Here is a 15,341-nt window from a genome sequence, read left to right as displayed (position 1 = left end):
AATGTGCTTTAGGTGAATGTTTTCACCAGGTTAACATGACGGTGCATTCTTCAAGGCATATATGGTTGATAGTATCTTCAGTAGCTCGCATAAGTATTGAGATGTTTTACGCCAGTTACGAATATATTGCATATTTTATTCTCTGTAAGATTTCTTATTAGCACTTAGCCATTTCTAGTTAAAAGGATTAATTATGAGTTTTGCAGCTACAGATTATCCATCCGGCGCACTAACTGGATCGGGTACACATAACGTGACTTTGAGCGGCAGCGCAGTTCCTGATGGAATGTTACTGTTTGCAAGCTTAGGGGGTACAGAAACAGTAGGGGAACTATTTACTTATTCTATTAAATTAAAAACTCCTGACATCCTGAACCTGGGCTATGTTTCCCCCGCCGCAAACCTGCAGCTCAAACCGATGGTGGGCAAAGATCTGTGCGTCCATATCGAACTGGATGGCGGCGGAAAACGTTATATCAGCGGGCTGGTGACGGCGGCACGCGTGGCTGGTCATCAAGGACGTTCGGTGGTGTATGAACTGCGGCTCGAACCGTGGTTAAAAATACTGACCCACACTAGTGACTACAAAGCGTTTCAGAATAAAAACGTGGTGGACATCCTGGATGAGGTACTGGATGAGTATCCCTGGCCAGTGGAAAAACGGCTGGTGGAAAATTATCCGACTCGCGCCTGGCAGATGCAGTACTGTGAAACAGATTTCGCTTTTATTCAGCGCCTGATGCAGGAGTGGGGTATCTACTGGTGGTTTGAGCACAGCGAGAACAGTCACACGTTAGTGCTGGCTGATGCCATTAATGTCCACAAGGCATGCGCAGATTCGCCGCTGGTGTGTTATTACCAGAAAGGGCTGAAACTGGACAAGGAGTTTATCCATACCATCACAGCAAATGAAAGTCTGCGCAGCGGACAGTGGGTGCTGAATGATTTCGACTTTATGAAGCCGCGTTCACTGCTGAAGAGCACCGTGGCTAATCCGCGTGAAACCGGCCTTGCTGAATATGAGCACTACGAATGGCCGGGAGATTACTTCACAAAGAGTGAAGGTGAAATGCTGACACGCATTCGCATGGAAGAACAGCGTAGCCCCGGTAGTCGGGTACAGGGCAGCGGCAATATTCGTACCCTGATGACAGGTTTTACCTTCACCCTGGAAAACTATCCGACAGCCGAAGTGAACCGGGAATATCTGCTGGTACAGACCACGCTATTTATACAGGACAATGCGCAACACAGCGGCCAGGAGCAGCATTTCTCTTACTCAACCAGCTTTGAACTGCATCCCACCAGCGAAGTTTACCGCCCACAACGAACCCTGAGCAAACCCCACACTAAAGGCCCGCAGAGTGCCATCGTCACCGGCCCGGCAGGGCAGGAAATCTGGACAGATAAATATGGCCGGGTGAAAGTTCAGTTTGGCTGGGATCGTTACGGTAAGAATGACGAAAACAGCTCCTGCTGGGTCCGTGTCAGTTATCCGTGGGCTGGTAAAGGATTCGGTGGCATTCAGATCCCGCGTATTGGTCAAGAAGTACTGGTGGATTTCAAAAACGGTGATCCGGATTTACCGATAATCGTTGGGCGTACCTACAACCAGGACACCATGCCACCGTGGGGACTACCTGAACGGCGTGTACGACAGCACGGGGCACCTGCTGCGTGAGTTTGCTTACGACGAAAACCACTGCATGACGCTGCACCGCCAGCCGGGCGGCGAAGGGTATTATTACCAGTGGGGCTGGTATGACGGTCCGGATGATGCGGCGTGGCGGGCACCCCTCCGAAATCTTCACCGTGACACCCCGCCCGGTATCAAATCCGGCCTCTTTCAGCCAGTCGCCCTTAAGGTTCAGGCTGGGGTGTCGTGAGTAGTACGTGGTCATGTAGGTTTTGCTGTTTATGTGGCGGGCTCTGACATAGCCGACTTTATAGCGTCGCTGTGTTTTGGAAATGGTGACTTCTGGCGTAATATCGTGTTCAGCCATGATTAACTACTCCTGTTAGTTGCTTGTGGTGAGCGGCTGTTACAGGCGGCCACCTGTAGCAGTCGCGTTAAATATCAACGCATTACCTTCATTACCTGCTTCATCTTCTCCTGCGTGATCGCCATATCCAGAATACGGCAGATCACTTCCTGATCGTCTGCTTTAAGCTCAGGGAAAGATCATCAGAAGTTCACTTTTTGTACTAAATAATTCGCATTTTATGTTTAAAAATTGAGATATTCCTTATTACCTAAAGCTGTTTTTTATTGCTTACACATGATCAAATACTCCTTACATAATTAAGGAGAACAAAATGGAACTTAAAAAATTGATGGAACATATTTCTATTACCCCCGATTACAGACAAGTCTGGAAAGTGGAACATAAATTATCAGATATTCTACTGTTGACTATTTGTGCCGTTATTTCGGGTGCAGAAGGTTGGGAAGATATAGAGGATTTTGGGGAAACACATCTCGATTTTTTGAAGCAATATGGTGATTTTGAAAATGGTATTCCTGTTCACGATACCATTGCCAGAGTTGTATCCTGTATCAGCCCTACAAAATTTCATGAGTGCTTTATTAACTGGATGCGTGATTGTCATTCTTCAGATGATAAAGACGTCATTGCAATTGATGGAAAAACGCTCCGGCATTCTTATGATAAGAGTCGCCGCAGGGGAGCGATTCATGTCATTAGTGCGTTCTCAACAATGCACAGTCTGTTCATCGGACAGATCAAGACGGATGAGAAATCTAATGAGATTACAGCTATCCCTGAACTTCTTAACATGCTGGATATTAAAGGGAAAATTATCACAACTGATACGATGGGTTGCCAGAAAGATATCGCAGAGAAGATACAAAAACAGGGCGGTGATTATTTATTCGCGGTAAAAGGTAACCAGGGGCGGCTTAATAAAGCCTTTGAGGAAAAATTTCCGCTGAAAGAATTAAATAATCCAGAGCATGACAGTTACGCAATGAGTGAAAAGAGTCACGGCAGAGAAGAAATCCGTCTTCATATTGTTTGCGATGTCCCTGATGAACTTATTGATTTCACGTTTGAATGGAAATGGCTGAAGAAATTATGCGTGGCAGTCTCCTTTCGGTCCATAATAGCAGAACAAAAGAAAGAGCCAGAAATGACGGTCAGATATTATATCAGTTCTGATGATTTAACCCCAGAGAAGTTCGCCAGAGCAATCCGAAACCACTGGCACGTGGAGAATAAGCTGCACTGGCGTCTGGACGTGGTAATGAATGAAGACGACTGCAAAATAAGAAGAGGAAATGCAGCAGAATTATTTTCAGGGATACGGCACATTGCTATTAATATTTTGACGAATGATAAGGTATTCAAGGCAGGGTTAAGACGTAAGATGCGAAAAGCAGCCATGGACAGAAACTATCTGGCGTCAGTCCTTGCGGGGAGCGGGCTTTCGTAATCTTGCCCTGGTTCGTTGAGTTTTACTGCATTGTCGGTAATTTAGGCATCTCCTTTGTCCGTAGCTTGTTTCAGCGTCTATAATGGGCGTTAATAAATTGGCAAGTCGGGAACTAGATGTTTTCTTAATGGTATGTTGGCAGAAGAATATGTTCTGCAAGTTGAAGATTTGTTGGTGCTTTATTTAAAAGGGTGTAGTGCAAATATCTACAATTTCAAGCAGGCATTATTGTCGTAAAAACGCTTTACCGGACACACGACATTCACAATGTGTGTTAATTTTACTGACATCTTTCAAAAGGAGCGTAATCATGCCGCACATCGACATTAAATGTTTTCCGCGTGAACTGGACGAACAACAAAAAGCAGCACTTGCTGCAGATATTACCGACGTTATTATTCGCCATTTGAACAGTAAAGACAGTTCGATAAGCATTGCTCTACAGCAGATTCAACCAGAATCTTGGCAAGCTATCTGGGATGCCGAAATCGCGCCCCAAATGGAGGCTTTGATAAAGAAACCCGGTTACAGCATGTAATGCTTAACCTGCCGTAACTCGCTTGCCGCTGGTAACAAACGTGCCAGCACCTAAATGATGCAACGTATTGAGCTTATCATCATCAAACTGCCAGCGGCCTTCGACAAATACCTGTGCGTCTGCCGCTGCTGATACTACCTCGCCAAACAGTGTGTCGTATTTTTCTTGCGCGGAAGTCGCAGGTAGCAAGCGGCACTCCATCCACGCCAGACATTTTGCCTCGACCAGAGGCAAACCAAGTACCGGACCTTTCACAACCGGAATGCCATAGCAATTAAATTTATCTTCATCACGCCCCGACACACTTCCCACCGCCCACGTCCAGTTAGTTGCTGCAACGCCCGGGATAACGATGCCAAATTTACCGTTATGTTCAATCAACTCCCTGGTCCATGTCGATTTATCTACCACAATCGCCACGCGTGGAGGTTCAAACTCCACCGGCATTGACCAGGCTGCAGCCATAATGTTACGCCGCTGGGATTGCTCATCGAAACTGGTGATCAAGACCGTTGGGCCATGATTTAACAGACGGCTGGCATGGTGTAATTCTATGGGGATGAATCGGCTCATGGTATCGCCTCGCGAAGAAGGTTTTTTTAAGCGTAGTCCGTAACGCAATAAGTAACGAAATTAACGGGATTGGCGATTTGCGAACGTGATGCATGTCCGCGATCGCACAAAATAGCCGGTGCGGCGTCTATTCCAGGTTATAAGTTGAGAAAACCACTAAGGGAAACGCCTGATGACGCCCATTCTGAATCACTATTTTGCCCGTATTATCTGGTCGGGAGCTGCTGCGGTCAATATTGATACGCTTCGTGCATTGCACCTGAAACACAATTGCACCATTCCGTTTGAAAACCTCGACGTTTTGCTGCCGAGGGAAATACAGCTTGATGATCAATCTCTGGAAGAGAAATTGGTGTTCGCCCGGCGTGGCGGTTACTGCTTTGAACAGAATGGTGTGTTTGAGCGGGTATTACGCGAGCTGGGTTTTCAAGTACGCAGTCTGTTAGGTCGCGTAGTGTTATCTAATCCGCCAGCATTACCGCCGCGTACACATCGTTTGCTGTTGGTGGAGCTGGAAGGAGAAAAATGGATTGCTGATGTCGGTTTCGGTGGTCAGACATTGACTGCGCCGATTCGTTTAGTGGCGGATATCGCACAAATAACGCCACATGGCGAATATCGGCTTTTACAGGAAGGGGATGACTGGATTTTGCAGTTTAATCATCATCAGCACTGGCAGTCGATGTACCTTTTTGATCTCTGCGAGCAACAACAAAGCGATTATGTGATGGGTAATTTCTGGTCGGCACACTGGCCGCAATCGCATTTTCGCCATCATTTGCTGATGTGCCGCCATTTGCCGGACGGTGGCAAGCTAACGCTGACCAATTTTCATTTCACCCATTATGAAAATGGGCACGCGGTGGAGCAGCGAAATCTACCTGATGTGGCGTCGTTATATGCTGTGATGCAGGAACAGTTTGGTCTGGGCGTAGATGACGCAAAGCATGGCTTTACCGTGGATGAACTGGCGTTGGTGATGGCGGCGTTTGATACGCACCCGGAGGCGGGAAAATAATTTATGTCAGGTTGCCGGATGCGGCGTAAACGCCTTATCCGGCATACATTAGCCCGGTTGTAGACCTGATAAGCGAAGCGCATCAGGCAACGGTTTCAGAGTTTAATTGCCCATTCGGCATGAAACAAAATCACCGCCGCGCCAGAAATGGTGACTTTTTCCGGTTGGTTATCACGAATTGTCACCGTCACTTCAATCACGCCGTCACGCCCCAATGCGCGCCCCTGATGGCCTTTAACACGCAGCACCTTGCCATCGTGGGGCAATACGTTGTGATGTACCAACCATGCACCCATCGGGCCATTGGCATTGCCAGTTACCGGATCTTCCACAATACCAATCGCAGGCGAGAACATGCGACCATCGGTTTCGTTTTTGCCTGGGCGGATCTGGAACGGGAAGAAACCATTGCAGCCAATCTGTTTGCTGATAGCGCTCAGCGCAGCAAGATCAGGCGAAAGGGCGTCGATATCCACTTCTGATTTCAACGGGATCATCACTTTTGAGTGTCCTGTTGTTGCCACCTGAATTGGCAAGCCTGGCAGAATATCGTCCTCAGTGAGATGAAGCGCGTTGATAATCGCCGCACGTGTTTCACCTTCCAGCGGTGGCTCAAAGCCCGGCGTACCTTGTTCCAGCGAAATACGATAACCATCGTGGTGCTTTTCGATAGTCACGCGATGTTTTCCTGCCAGCGATGTTTGCCAGACCGTGCAATTTCCTAAACCTAACACCTTCGCACGTACATAGTGCGCAGCTACTGTCGCGTGACCGCAAATAGGCACTTCAACTGTTGGCGTAAAGTAGCGGATGCGCACATCGCTGTCGTCGCTGTGCAGCAGAAAAGCGGTTTCCGAATGACCTAATTCGCGGGCGATAAGCTGCATTTGCGCTTCGCTAAGATTATCGGCGGGGAAAACAACACCGGCAGAATTGCCGCGAAATGGTTGAGAGGTAAAAGCATCGACGTGGTAAACCTGCGGTTTCATTAACGTTCTCCTGTGACTGGAGAACTATCATAGCCTGCAAGTGGCCGGAGAGCGAAGGGCTATCCGGCCAGGGTGAAATTATCGCCGCGAGCGCACAATCTGATACCGACGAGTAAAGTACTCAAACGGCGCGCTCCACACATGCACCAGTCTAGTGAACGGGAAGAGCAGGAAGATGGTCATTCCCAACACCAGATGCAGGCGGAAAACGAACGCTACACCGTTAAGCATCTCTGACGATCCACCACGGAAAGTGACAATGCTTTGCGCCCAACCCACCAGCTTCATCATTTCGCTACCATCAGGATACTGTGCTGAAAACGGTATGGTGCTTAGCCCCAACAGACACTGGACCAGCAAAATGCTCATGATGATGATATCCGGCGTAGTGGAAGTGGCACGCACGCGCTGATTTGTCAGCCTGCGCCACAGCAGTCCTGCGCCGCCAATCAACGTCAACACACCGCAAATACCGCCGAGCACCATCGCCATTAGTTGTTTCGCTGCCACTGGCAAAAACCACGCGTACATCCAGTGCGGCGTTAACATGCCGAACAGGTGCCCGAAGAAAATCCCCAAAATGCCAATATGGAACAGATTCGACCATATCACCATCCCGCGTTTATCGAGCATTTGACTTGAGGAGGCGCGCCAGGTGTACTGCCCGTAGTCGTAGCGCAGCCAGCTGCCGAGGAAAAACACCGTCGCACAAATGTACGGGTAGATATCGTAAAAAAAGACGTTCAGATACTGAATCATTTCCCACCTCCCGCACTGATGTCGACATATTGCGGCGCGACATCCTGGCTAAAGCGTCGCTGATATTGATTGAGCGGCGGGCTGTCACACGCCGTGGCGTTATCTTCAATAAACTTCACCTGTTCCTCTTCCCACACTGCATCCAGCGCCTGGCGGGTGTCATCGCGCTCTTCGCTGTTTACTTGTTTTGTGACACTGTCGCTTGAAAGTGTACTTCCCGCCAGTTGCAGCAGAGCATCAAACAACGCGTACCACGGTGCCTCGCGTTGTTTTAAGCGACCGCCAAGCAGGGCGAGGATCGGCGCAACATTGAGCAATCCTTCTTTCGCCTGATCGTCAGGCAGTACGCTTAAATACTCCAGATACAGCGGTAGATAATCGGGCAGTTCCCGACAATCCAGCTGCAGGCCGACCTTTTCATACTCCGCCAGCAGGTCCACCATTGCCTGGCCGCGATCGCGGGACTCGGCATGAACATGTTCGAACAGCAGCAGCGACGTGGTGCGCCCGCGGTCAAACACTTCGCACCATTCGGCCTGTTTATCCAGCAGCGGCGCGTTAAGCAGGTTGCGGGTGAAATCCGTAAGCATCGGCGCGTCGCGGCGGATCAACGCCAGTGCGTCCTCCTTGCATTCCCACAACAGCTCGTCCGGATACTCCATCAACAGGCCGATCACTTTGAGGATCTGCATTATTCGCCCTCCGCTTTGTCGCGCACTTCGGTGATGTTGATGGCATCGATACGGCTACTGTTGAACAGGTTGAATTTACTGTCCGAACCGTGGCAACCGTCGCCAAAGGTAAAACCGCAGCCGTTGCGTTCTGCGAAGGCATCGCCCGCCATTTCCCGATGGCTGGTCGGGATAACAAAACGATCTTCATAGTTGGCAATGGCGAGATAGCGATACATTTCTTCGACCTGGGCGACGCTCAGGCCTACTTCGTCGATGGCACGAGTATCAGTAACGCCTTCCACGGTTTGTGAACGCATATAGTGGCGCATCGCCATCATCCGTTTCAGCGCCCGCAGTACCGGACCGGTATCGCCAGCACTCAACATATTGGCGAGATATTGCACCGGAATACGCAGGCTTTCGATAGCGGGCAGCACGCCTTCGCTTTTCGGCAAACCGCCCGCATCAGCGTAAGACTGAATCGGTGACAGCGGAGGAACGTACCAGACCATCGGCAGGGTGCGATATTCAGGGTGCAGCGGTAGCGCCAGTTTCCAGTCCATCGCCATTTTGTAGACTGGCGAACGCTGGGCAGCTTCAATCACGTTTTGTGGAATACCTTGTTTCAGGGCTTCCTCGATCACTGAGGGATCGTGCGGATCGAGGAATACTTCGCACTGGCGTTCATAGAGGTCAACTTCGCGCTCGGTGCTCGCCGCTTCCTCGATGCGGTCAGCGTCGTAAAGCAGCACGCCCAGATATCGGATGCGACCCACGCAGGTTTCTGAGCATACGGTTGGTTGGCCTGACTCAATTCGCGGATAACAGAAGATACATTTTTCTGACTTGCCGCTTTTCCAGTTGAAGTAGATTTTTTTGTACGGACAACCGCTAATGCACAAACGCCAGCCACGGCATTTATCCTGATCAATCAGCACAATGCCGTCTTCTTCGCGTTTGTAGATAGCGCCGCTTGGGCAGGTCGCCACGCAACTGGGATTGAGGCAGTGTTCGCACAGGCGCGGCAGGTACATCATGAAGGTGTTTTCAAACTGCCCGTACATCTCCTTTTGCATGGCCTCGAAGTTGCGGTCGCGGGCACGTTTTTCAAACTCGCCGCCCAGCAGTTCTTCCCAGTTTGGCCCCCAGATCACTTTGTCCATCCGCTTACCGTCAATCAGCGAACGCGGGCGAGCAGTAGGGATATGTTTGCCTTCCGGTGCGCTATGCAAATGTTCGTAGTCGAAGGTGAAAGGTTCGTAGTAATCATCAATCTGCGGCACCACCGGGTTGGCGAAGATTTTGGTTATTACACCCATCTTGCTGCCCAGACGCGGGCGTATCTTGCCATTCACATCGCGGACCCAGCCGCCTTGCCACTCTTCCTGATCTTCCCAGTTTTTCGGATAACCAATGCCCGGTTTGGTTTCGACGTTGTTAAACCATGCGTACTCCATGCCTTCGCGTCCGGTCCAGACGTTTTTACAGGTCACCGAACAGGTATGGCAGCCGATACATTTATCGAGATTAAGCACCATGCCGACTTGCGAACGGATTTTCATTTTTTCGCCTCCTGTACCTGATCGCGACCTTCATCATCCAGCCAGTTAACGTTCTTCATCTTGCGGATCATGATGAATTCGTCGCGGTTCGAACCGACGGTGCCGTAGTAGTTAAAGCCCCAGGCCAGCTGTGCGTAACCGCCAATCATATGCGTTGGTTTCGGACAAACGCGGGTGACCGAGTTATGAATACCGCCGCGCATGCCAGTTACTTCCGAACCAGGAATATTCATAATGCGTTCCTGAGCGTGATACATCATGGTCATACCCGGCGGTACACGTTGGCTGACCACCGCGCGGGCCGTCAGCGCGCCATTGGCGTTAAACACTTCCACCCAGTCGTTATCGACAATGGTTAGTTCACGGGCATCGGTTTCGCTGATCCAGACAATCGGTCCACCGCGAGAGAGCGTCAGCATTAGCAGGTTTTCACTGTAGGTTGAGTGAATGCCCCATTTCTGGTGCGGCGTCAGGAAGTTAAGTGCTTTTTCCGGGAAGCCGTTTGGCGGGATCTGGCGCATCTCACTGACGCTACGGGTGTCGATAGGCGGGCGATAAGCCACCAGGCTTTCACCAAAAGCACGCATCCACGGATGATCCTGATAGAGCTGCTGTCGTCCCGACAGCGTGCGCCACGGAATTAACTCATGAACGTTGGTGTATCCCGCGTTATAGGATACGTGATCGCTTTCCAGACCGGACCATGTGGGGCTGGAGATAATTTTACGCGGCTGCGCCTGAATATCGCGAAAGCGAATCTTCTCGTCCTCTTTGTGCAGCGCCAGATGGGTATGTTCGCGCCCGGTGATCTCGCCCAGCGCCTGCCACGCTTTAACTGCAACATGACCGTTGGTTTCTGGTGCCAGTGCCAGAATCACTTCTGAAGCGTCAATGGCGGTGTCAATCAGCGGACGCCCCTGTGCCGGGCCATCACGCTTGGTGTAATTGAGTTTGCCGAGGAAATCGATTTCATCCTGGGTATTCCACGAAATCCCTTTACCGCCGTTGCCAAGTTTGTCCATCAATGGCCCGAGCGAGGTAAAGCGTTCATACGTAGCAGGGTAGTCGCGCTCCACTGCCACAATATTCGGCGCGGTTTTACCCGGGATCAGATCGCATTCGCCTTTGCGCCAGTCGAGCACTTCACACGGCTGTGAGAGCTCTGCCGGAGAGTCGTGCAGCAGTGGTTGCAATACCACGTCGGTTTCTTTGCCAAGATGACCCACACACACTTGCGAAAATGCTTTGGCAATACCTTTGTAGATTTCCCAATCGCTGCGTGATTCCCAGGCCGGATCGACCGCCGCAGATAGCGGATGAATAAACGGATGCATATCCGAGGTGTTCATATCGTCTTTTTCATACCAGGTGGCGGTGGGCAGAACGATATCGGAGAACAGGCAGGTACTGGACATGCGGAAGTCGAGCGTCACCAGCAGGTCGAGCTTGCCTTCAATCGCCGCAGTTTGCCACTCGACTTCTTCCGGTTTGATCCCGTCGCTGGCACCGAGTTCCTCGCCCTGAATCCCGCTTTCGGTCCCCAGCAGATACTTCTGCATATACTCGTGGCCTTTGCCGGAGGAGCCAAGCAGGTTAGAACGCCAGACAAACAAATTACGCGGATGATTGCTGCCGCTATCTGGTTGTTCGCAGGCCATACGTAAATCGCCCGATTTCAGCGCCTGGGCGGTAAATTCTGTGGGGGATAATCCGGCCTTGTCGGCTTCAGCTTTAATCCCGAGCGGGTTACGCCCCAACTGCGGCGCAGAAGGTAGCCAGCCCATGCGTTCGGCGCGAACGTTAAAATCAATCAGATGACCGCTGTACTTACTGGCATCGGCAAGCGGTGAAAGTAACTCCTGCGCAGAGACTTTTTCATAGCGCCATTGGCTGGAATGATTGTAGAAAAACGAGGTGCTGTTCATCTGGCGCGGTGGTCGGTTCCAGTCGAGCGCAAAGGCCAGCGGCAACCAGCCGGTTTGTGGGCGCAGTTTTTCCTGACCGACATAATGCGCCCAGCCGCCGCCGCTTTGCCCGACACAACCGCAGAAGATCAGCATATTGATCATCCCACGGTAGTTCATATCCATGTGATACCAGTGGTTGACGCCAGCACCGAGGATAATCATTGAGCGCCCATGCGTTTTATGGGCGGTATCGGCAAATTCACGAGCGATGGTTTCAATATACTGGCGCGGCACACCGGTAATTTGCTCACCCCAGGCTGGGGTGTACGGTTTGATTTCAGCGTAATCTTTCGCGCTGTTTTCATCTTCCAGCCCGCGATCGAGGCCGTAATTCGCCAGTACCAAATCATAAACGCTGACCACTGGACAGGTGCTGCCATCGGCTAATGTCAGGTTTTTAACGGGTAATTGGCGCACCAGCACCGGATTGTGTTTTACGCTGCGAAAATGCGGATTTTCGATGCCGCCAAAGTAGGGGAAGGCCACGCCTGCAACGGCGTCATGTTGACCGAGCAGGGTTAACGACAATTCGGTTTCCTTACCGGCGGCAATGGATTCCAGATTCCATTTGCCTTTTTCTCCCCAGCGGAAACCAATCGAACCATTCGGCACTACCAATTCACCTGCGGTATTAACCGCCACGGTTTTCCACTGCGGATTATTGCTTTCGCCTAGTCCATCTACCAGGTCAGACGCGCGGATCATGCGCCCGGGTATGTAGCTACCATCGTCGCGAGGTTCCAGCATTACCAGCATCGGCATGTCGCTATAGCGGCGGCAGTAGTTGATAAAGTAGTCGCTGGGATTATCGAGATGAAACTCTTTTAAAATCACATGGCCCATTGCCATCGCCAGGGCGCTATCAGTGCCTTGTTTTGGTGCCAGCCACTGGTCGCACAATTTGGCCACTTCAGAGTAGTCAGGGGTAATGGCGATGGTTTTAGTGCCTTTGTAGCGTACTTCGGTAAAGAAATGGGCGTCCGGCGTACGTGTCTGCGGTACGTTAGCCCCCCAGGCGATGATGTAACTGGAGTTATACCAGTCGGCAGATTCCGGTACGTCGGTTTGCTCGCCCCAGGTCATCGGCGAGGCGGGCGGCAGGTCGCAATACCAGTCGTAGAAGCTTAAACAGGTGCCACCTAATAGTGACAGATAACGTGTTCCGGCGGCGTAAGAAACCATCGACATCGCCGGGATCGGCGAGAAACCGGCAACGCGATCCGGGCCGTAGGTTTTGATGGTCCAGACGTTAGCGGCGGCAATCAGCTGGTTTAGTTCCTGCCAGTTGGAGCGGATAAACCCGCCGCGCCCACGCACTTGTTTGTAGCTCAGGCACTTTTGCGGATCGTTCATAATCGATGCCCACGCCAGTACCGGATCGCTGTGTTGTTTGAGGGCTTCGCGCCATAGTTCAATCAGTCGTTTACGAATGAGCGGGTATTTCAGGCGGTTAGCGCTGTAAAGATACCAGGAGTAACTTGCGCCTCGCGGGCAGCCGCGAGGTTCATGATTGGGCAGGTCAGGGCGAGTGCGCGGGTAGTCGGTCTGTTGGATTTCCCAGGTCACCAGACCATTTTTAACGTAGATTTTCCAGCTACAGGAGCCTGTACAGTTAACACCGTGGGTGGAACGCACGATTTTGTCGAACTGCCAACGCTGGCGATAGCTGTCCTCCCAGTCGCGGTTGCTATGCATCACCTGTCCGTGACCATCGGCAAAGGTATCGCCCTTTTGTTTGAAGTAGCGAAAGCGATCCAAAAGTTTACTCATGACATGACTCCTGCTCCAGGAATGAATTGGGATCTGATGCCTTGTCGGATGCGACACGGTTGTACATCAGGCATCGATCTCTTATTTTTGGCTGAACTTCCGCCGACCATAAACTAGCCAGGTCAGTAGCACACAAACGATGTAGAAGATTAAAAACACTTTCATCGCGCCCACTGGAGAGCCGGTCATATTGAGCGACATGCCAAATGCCTGCGGAATAAAAAAGCCGCCCACTGCGCCAATGGCTGAGATAAAGCCCAGAGCCGCCGCCGTTTCGGTGATAGCTTCTCTCTGAGCTTGCTCATCACTACCGCCTTTCATCTTCACCCGATAAATGGTTATCTGGCGAAAGATGACGGCGATCATCTGGAAAGTAGAACCACTTCCCAGACCCGCGGTCAGAAACAGCCCCATAAATACGGCGTAAAATGCGATGAAATTACCGGAGCCTGTGCCCGGTAAGGTAAGGAACAGCAGGGCGCTGAAAATCGCCATAAAAATAAAGTTGATCAACGTCACCCGCACGCCGCCGAATTTATCGGAAATAGCACCACCAACCGACCGCGCGATGGCACCGATAAATGGGCCAAAGAACGCCAGGCGCAGAATATTCACATCCGGGAACTGGGTTTTTGCCAGCATGGCAAAACCCGCAGAAAAACCGATAAACGAACCGAAGGTGGCAAGGTAAAGCAGGCTCAACAGCCAGAGATGCAGGCGTTGTAACACAGGGAGCTGGTCGGCAATTGACGCGCGTGAACTGGCGATATCATTCATCCCTGACCAGGCGGCGATCGTGGCAATCGCTAGTAGCGGTACCCAAATCCATGCGGCATTCGCCAGCGACATCACCGAACCGTCGGCCTGCGGTACTCCATTGACGCCGAGAAAGGCAAATACGGGTACAAAAATGACCAGCGGTGCAACCAGCTGCATTACACTTACACCTAAGTTTCCTAATCCGCCATTAATCCCAAGAGCGCTACCTTGCCTGGCTTTTGGAAAGAAGAAACTGATATTGCCCATGCTCGAAGCAAAGTTCGCACCTGCAAAACCGCATAGCAAAGCGATAACGATAAATATCCCAAAAGGAGTATTCGGATTCTGCACGGCAATTCCGAGCCAGACGCAAGGAATAATCAGGATTGCAGTACTAAAAACCGTCCATCGGCGTCCACCGAATATAGGTACCATAAAGGAGTAGGGAACACGCAATAATGCGCCAGAAACGGAGGGTAATGCGGTTAATAAAAAGAGTTGATCGGTAGTAAAATTAAAACCGATTTTATTGAGATTAACGGTAACTGCGCTAAATAGCATCCAGACACAGAAGGCAAGAAGTAGACAACTGACTGATATCCAGAGGTTTCTTCGAGCAATATGTTTTCCTTTATTTTCCCAGAAGGCCGGATTTTCTGGTTTCCAGTCGCGTAAAAGATAACGACTATTTTTCTCATTTTGCAGTGCCATATTGTTCCTCACATGCACACATTGGTAATGAAAAAAGACAAAACAGGAGGTAAGGCGCAATAGCCAGTTATTAGAATTAAGGATGAATTGGGTGAAGTGCTGATTGAAAGAATAGATAAGAAAGCGTAACAGCGGGGGCAGAATGGGGATTAGGTAGCCAGATATGTGTTACTAAATGTAACTGACAAGCTAACCATTAAACGGGGGGTAATCTTTGAACGCATGTCATGATACAACCCTTCAGATGATGAATCCAAAGGGTTGTATATTAACTATATTCTTAACAAGACAAGACACTTATAGAATTAGCAATAATTTATTCACTCAAAAGGCCATGAGCTGGAGGAAAACGATCTGTCCAGAAGGTCTATCGGTTCCTCTCTTATTGCCTGATTGTAATAATCGTTATTACAGTAAGTATTGTTTATTTCATCTAAGGTCATGTTTTTAACTTTTATATTCCTCTGGTTTACAACTTCCTCTGACGGAATAGATGTGGATAACGAATTGTTTCACTATACTATTAAAAAAGCATATACCCCATATAATATACACACTTACAAGACAG

10 protein-coding genes and 3 pseudogenes are annotated in these 15,341 nt (G+C 50.3%); 4 read left to right on the top strand and 9 right to left on the bottom strand.

Translation table 11 applies throughout. The features are described from left to right. Positions 1-193: 193 nt before the first annotated feature. Positions 194-1,642: pseudogene (locus OQV04_RS19900) on the top strand (type VI secretion system Vgr family protein); the annotation flags it as partial. A 151-nt stretch (positions 1,643-1,793) separates the two neighbouring features. On the opposite strand, the pseudogene OQV04_RS19895 reads toward OQV04_RS19900, so the two are convergent. Next, positions 1,794-2,003: pseudogene (locus OQV04_RS19895) on the bottom strand (SymE family type I addiction module toxin); the annotation flags it as partial. A 313-nt stretch (positions 2,004-2,316) separates the two neighbouring features. Here OQV04_RS19895 and OQV04_RS19890 point away from each other — a divergent pair. Continuing rightward, complete coding sequence (locus tag OQV04_RS19890; RefSeq protein WP_032280848.1) at positions 2,317-3,453, top strand: ISAs1 family transposase; 1,137 nt, start codon at positions 2,317-2,319, stop codon at positions 3,451-3,453. A gap of 310 nt (positions 3,454-3,763) precedes the next feature. After that, positions 3,764-3,991, top strand: a complete 228-nt coding sequence (gene pptA, locus OQV04_RS19885; protein WP_001120141.1) for a tautomerase PptA — start codon at positions 3,764-3,766, stop codon at positions 3,989-3,991. A 3-nt stretch (positions 3,992-3,994) separates the two neighbouring features. Here pptA and OQV04_RS19880 read toward each other — a convergent pair whose 3' ends face one another. Further along, a complete protein-coding gene (locus OQV04_RS19880) occupies positions 3,995-4,564 on the bottom strand; it encodes a flavin reductase family protein (RefSeq protein ID WP_032280849.1) in 570 nt (189 codons plus the stop codon). Between the two features lie 172 nt (positions 4,565-4,736). On the opposite strand from OQV04_RS19880, the gene nhoA reads away from it, so the two are divergent. Then, a complete protein-coding gene (gene nhoA, locus OQV04_RS19875) occupies positions 4,737-5,582 on the top strand; it encodes an N-hydroxyarylamine O-acetyltransferase (protein WP_032280850.1) in 846 nt (281 codons plus the stop codon). A 95-nt stretch (positions 5,583-5,677) separates the two neighbouring features. Here nhoA and OQV04_RS19870 read toward each other — a convergent pair whose 3' ends face one another. The 7 genes and pseudogenes from OQV04_RS19870 to OQV04_RS19840 form a co-directional block, all read right to left on the bottom strand. Then, the gene (locus OQV04_RS19870) at positions 5,678-6,571 is read right to left on the bottom strand and encodes a PhzF family isomerase (RefSeq protein ID WP_045176826.1); all 894 of its coding nucleotides are present in this window, start codon (positions 6,569-6,571) and stop codon (positions 5,678-5,680) included. Positions 6,572-6,649: 78 nt separating this feature from the next. Continuing rightward, a complete protein-coding gene (gene narI / locus OQV04_RS19865; RefSeq protein WP_000617116.1) occupies positions 6,650-7,330 on the bottom strand; it encodes a respiratory nitrate reductase subunit gamma in 681 nt (226 codons plus the stop codon). Next, entirely contained in the window at positions 7,327-8,022 is a 696-nt protein-coding gene (gene narW / locus OQV04_RS19860; RefSeq protein WP_032280852.1) for a nitrate reductase molybdenum cofactor assembly chaperone, read from the bottom strand. The genes narI and narW overlap by 4 nt, the downstream gene beginning before the upstream one ends. Then, complete coding sequence (gene narH, locus OQV04_RS19855) at positions 8,022-9,566, bottom strand: nitrate reductase subunit beta (protein WP_000702560.1); 1,545 nt, start codon at positions 9,564-9,566, stop codon at positions 8,022-8,024. The genes narW and narH overlap by 1 nt, the downstream gene beginning before the upstream one ends. Then, positions 9,563-13,303 carry a nitrate reductase Z subunit alpha gene (gene narZ, locus OQV04_RS19850; protein ID WP_032280853.1) on the bottom strand — a complete coding sequence of 1,247 codons (3,741 nt, stop codon included), beginning with the start codon at positions 13,301-13,303 and terminating at the stop codon, positions 9,563-9,565. The genes narH and narZ overlap by 4 nt, the downstream gene beginning before the upstream one ends. An 81-nt stretch (positions 13,304-13,384) precedes the next feature. After that, positions 13,385-14,773: a nitrate/nitrite transporter NarU gene (gene narU, locus OQV04_RS19845; protein WP_001207917.1), complete on the bottom strand. Its 1,389-nt coding sequence runs from the start codon at positions 14,771-14,773 to the stop codon at positions 13,385-13,387. A gap of 320 nt (positions 14,774-15,093) precedes the next feature. After that, positions 15,094-15,258, bottom strand: a pseudogene (locus tag OQV04_RS19840) (leucine-rich repeat domain-containing protein); the annotation flags it as partial. Positions 15,259-15,341: the final 83 nt, after the last annotated feature.

It is taken from the genome of Escherichia sp. Lx600-2 (genome assembly GCF_036662595.1).
Taxonomy (GTDB): Bacteria; Pseudomonadota; Gammaproteobacteria; order Enterobacterales; family Enterobacteriaceae; genus Escherichia; species Escherichia coli.
The sequence above is the reverse complement of the archived record's forward strand: the minus strand, read 5'-3'. Positions and strand labels throughout refer to the sequence as shown.

What these genes read in the sequence shown, in the direction of transcription:
- OQV04_RS19890 (WP_032280848.1), top strand. Translation starts at nt 2,317, where the DNA reads ATGGAACTTAAAAAATTGATGGAACATATTTCTATTACCCCCGATTAC.
- pptA (WP_001120141.1), top strand. Translation starts at nt 3,764, where the DNA reads ATGCCGCACATCGACATTAAATGTTTTCCGCGTGAACTGGACGAACAA.
- OQV04_RS19880 (WP_032280849.1), bottom strand. Translation starts at nt 4,564, where the DNA reads ATGAGCCGATTCATCCCCATAGAATTACACCATGCCAGCCGTCTGTTA.
- nhoA (WP_032280850.1), top strand. Translation starts at nt 4,737, where the DNA reads ATGACGCCCATTCTGAATCACTATTTTGCCCGTATTATCTGGTCGGGA.
- OQV04_RS19870 (WP_045176826.1), bottom strand. Translation starts at nt 6,571, where the DNA reads ATGAAACCGCAGGTTTACCACGTCGATGCTTTTACCTCTCAACCATTT.
- narI (WP_000617116.1), bottom strand. Translation starts at nt 7,330, where the DNA reads ATGATTCAGTATCTGAACGTCTTTTTTTACGATATCTACCCGTACATT.
- narW (WP_032280852.1), bottom strand. Translation starts at nt 8,022, where the DNA reads ATGCAGATCCTCAAAGTGATCGGCCTGTTGATGGAGTATCCGGACGAG.
- narH (WP_000702560.1), bottom strand. Translation starts at nt 9,566, where the DNA reads ATGAAAATCCGTTCGCAAGTCGGCATGGTGCTTAATCTCGATAAATGT.
- narZ (WP_032280853.1), bottom strand. Translation starts at nt 13,303, where the DNA reads ATGAGTAAACTTTTGGATCGCTTTCGCTACTTCAAACAAAAGGGCGAT.
- narU (WP_001207917.1), bottom strand. Translation starts at nt 14,773, where the DNA reads ATGGCACTGCAAAATGAGAAAAATAGTCGTTATCTTTTACGCGACTGG.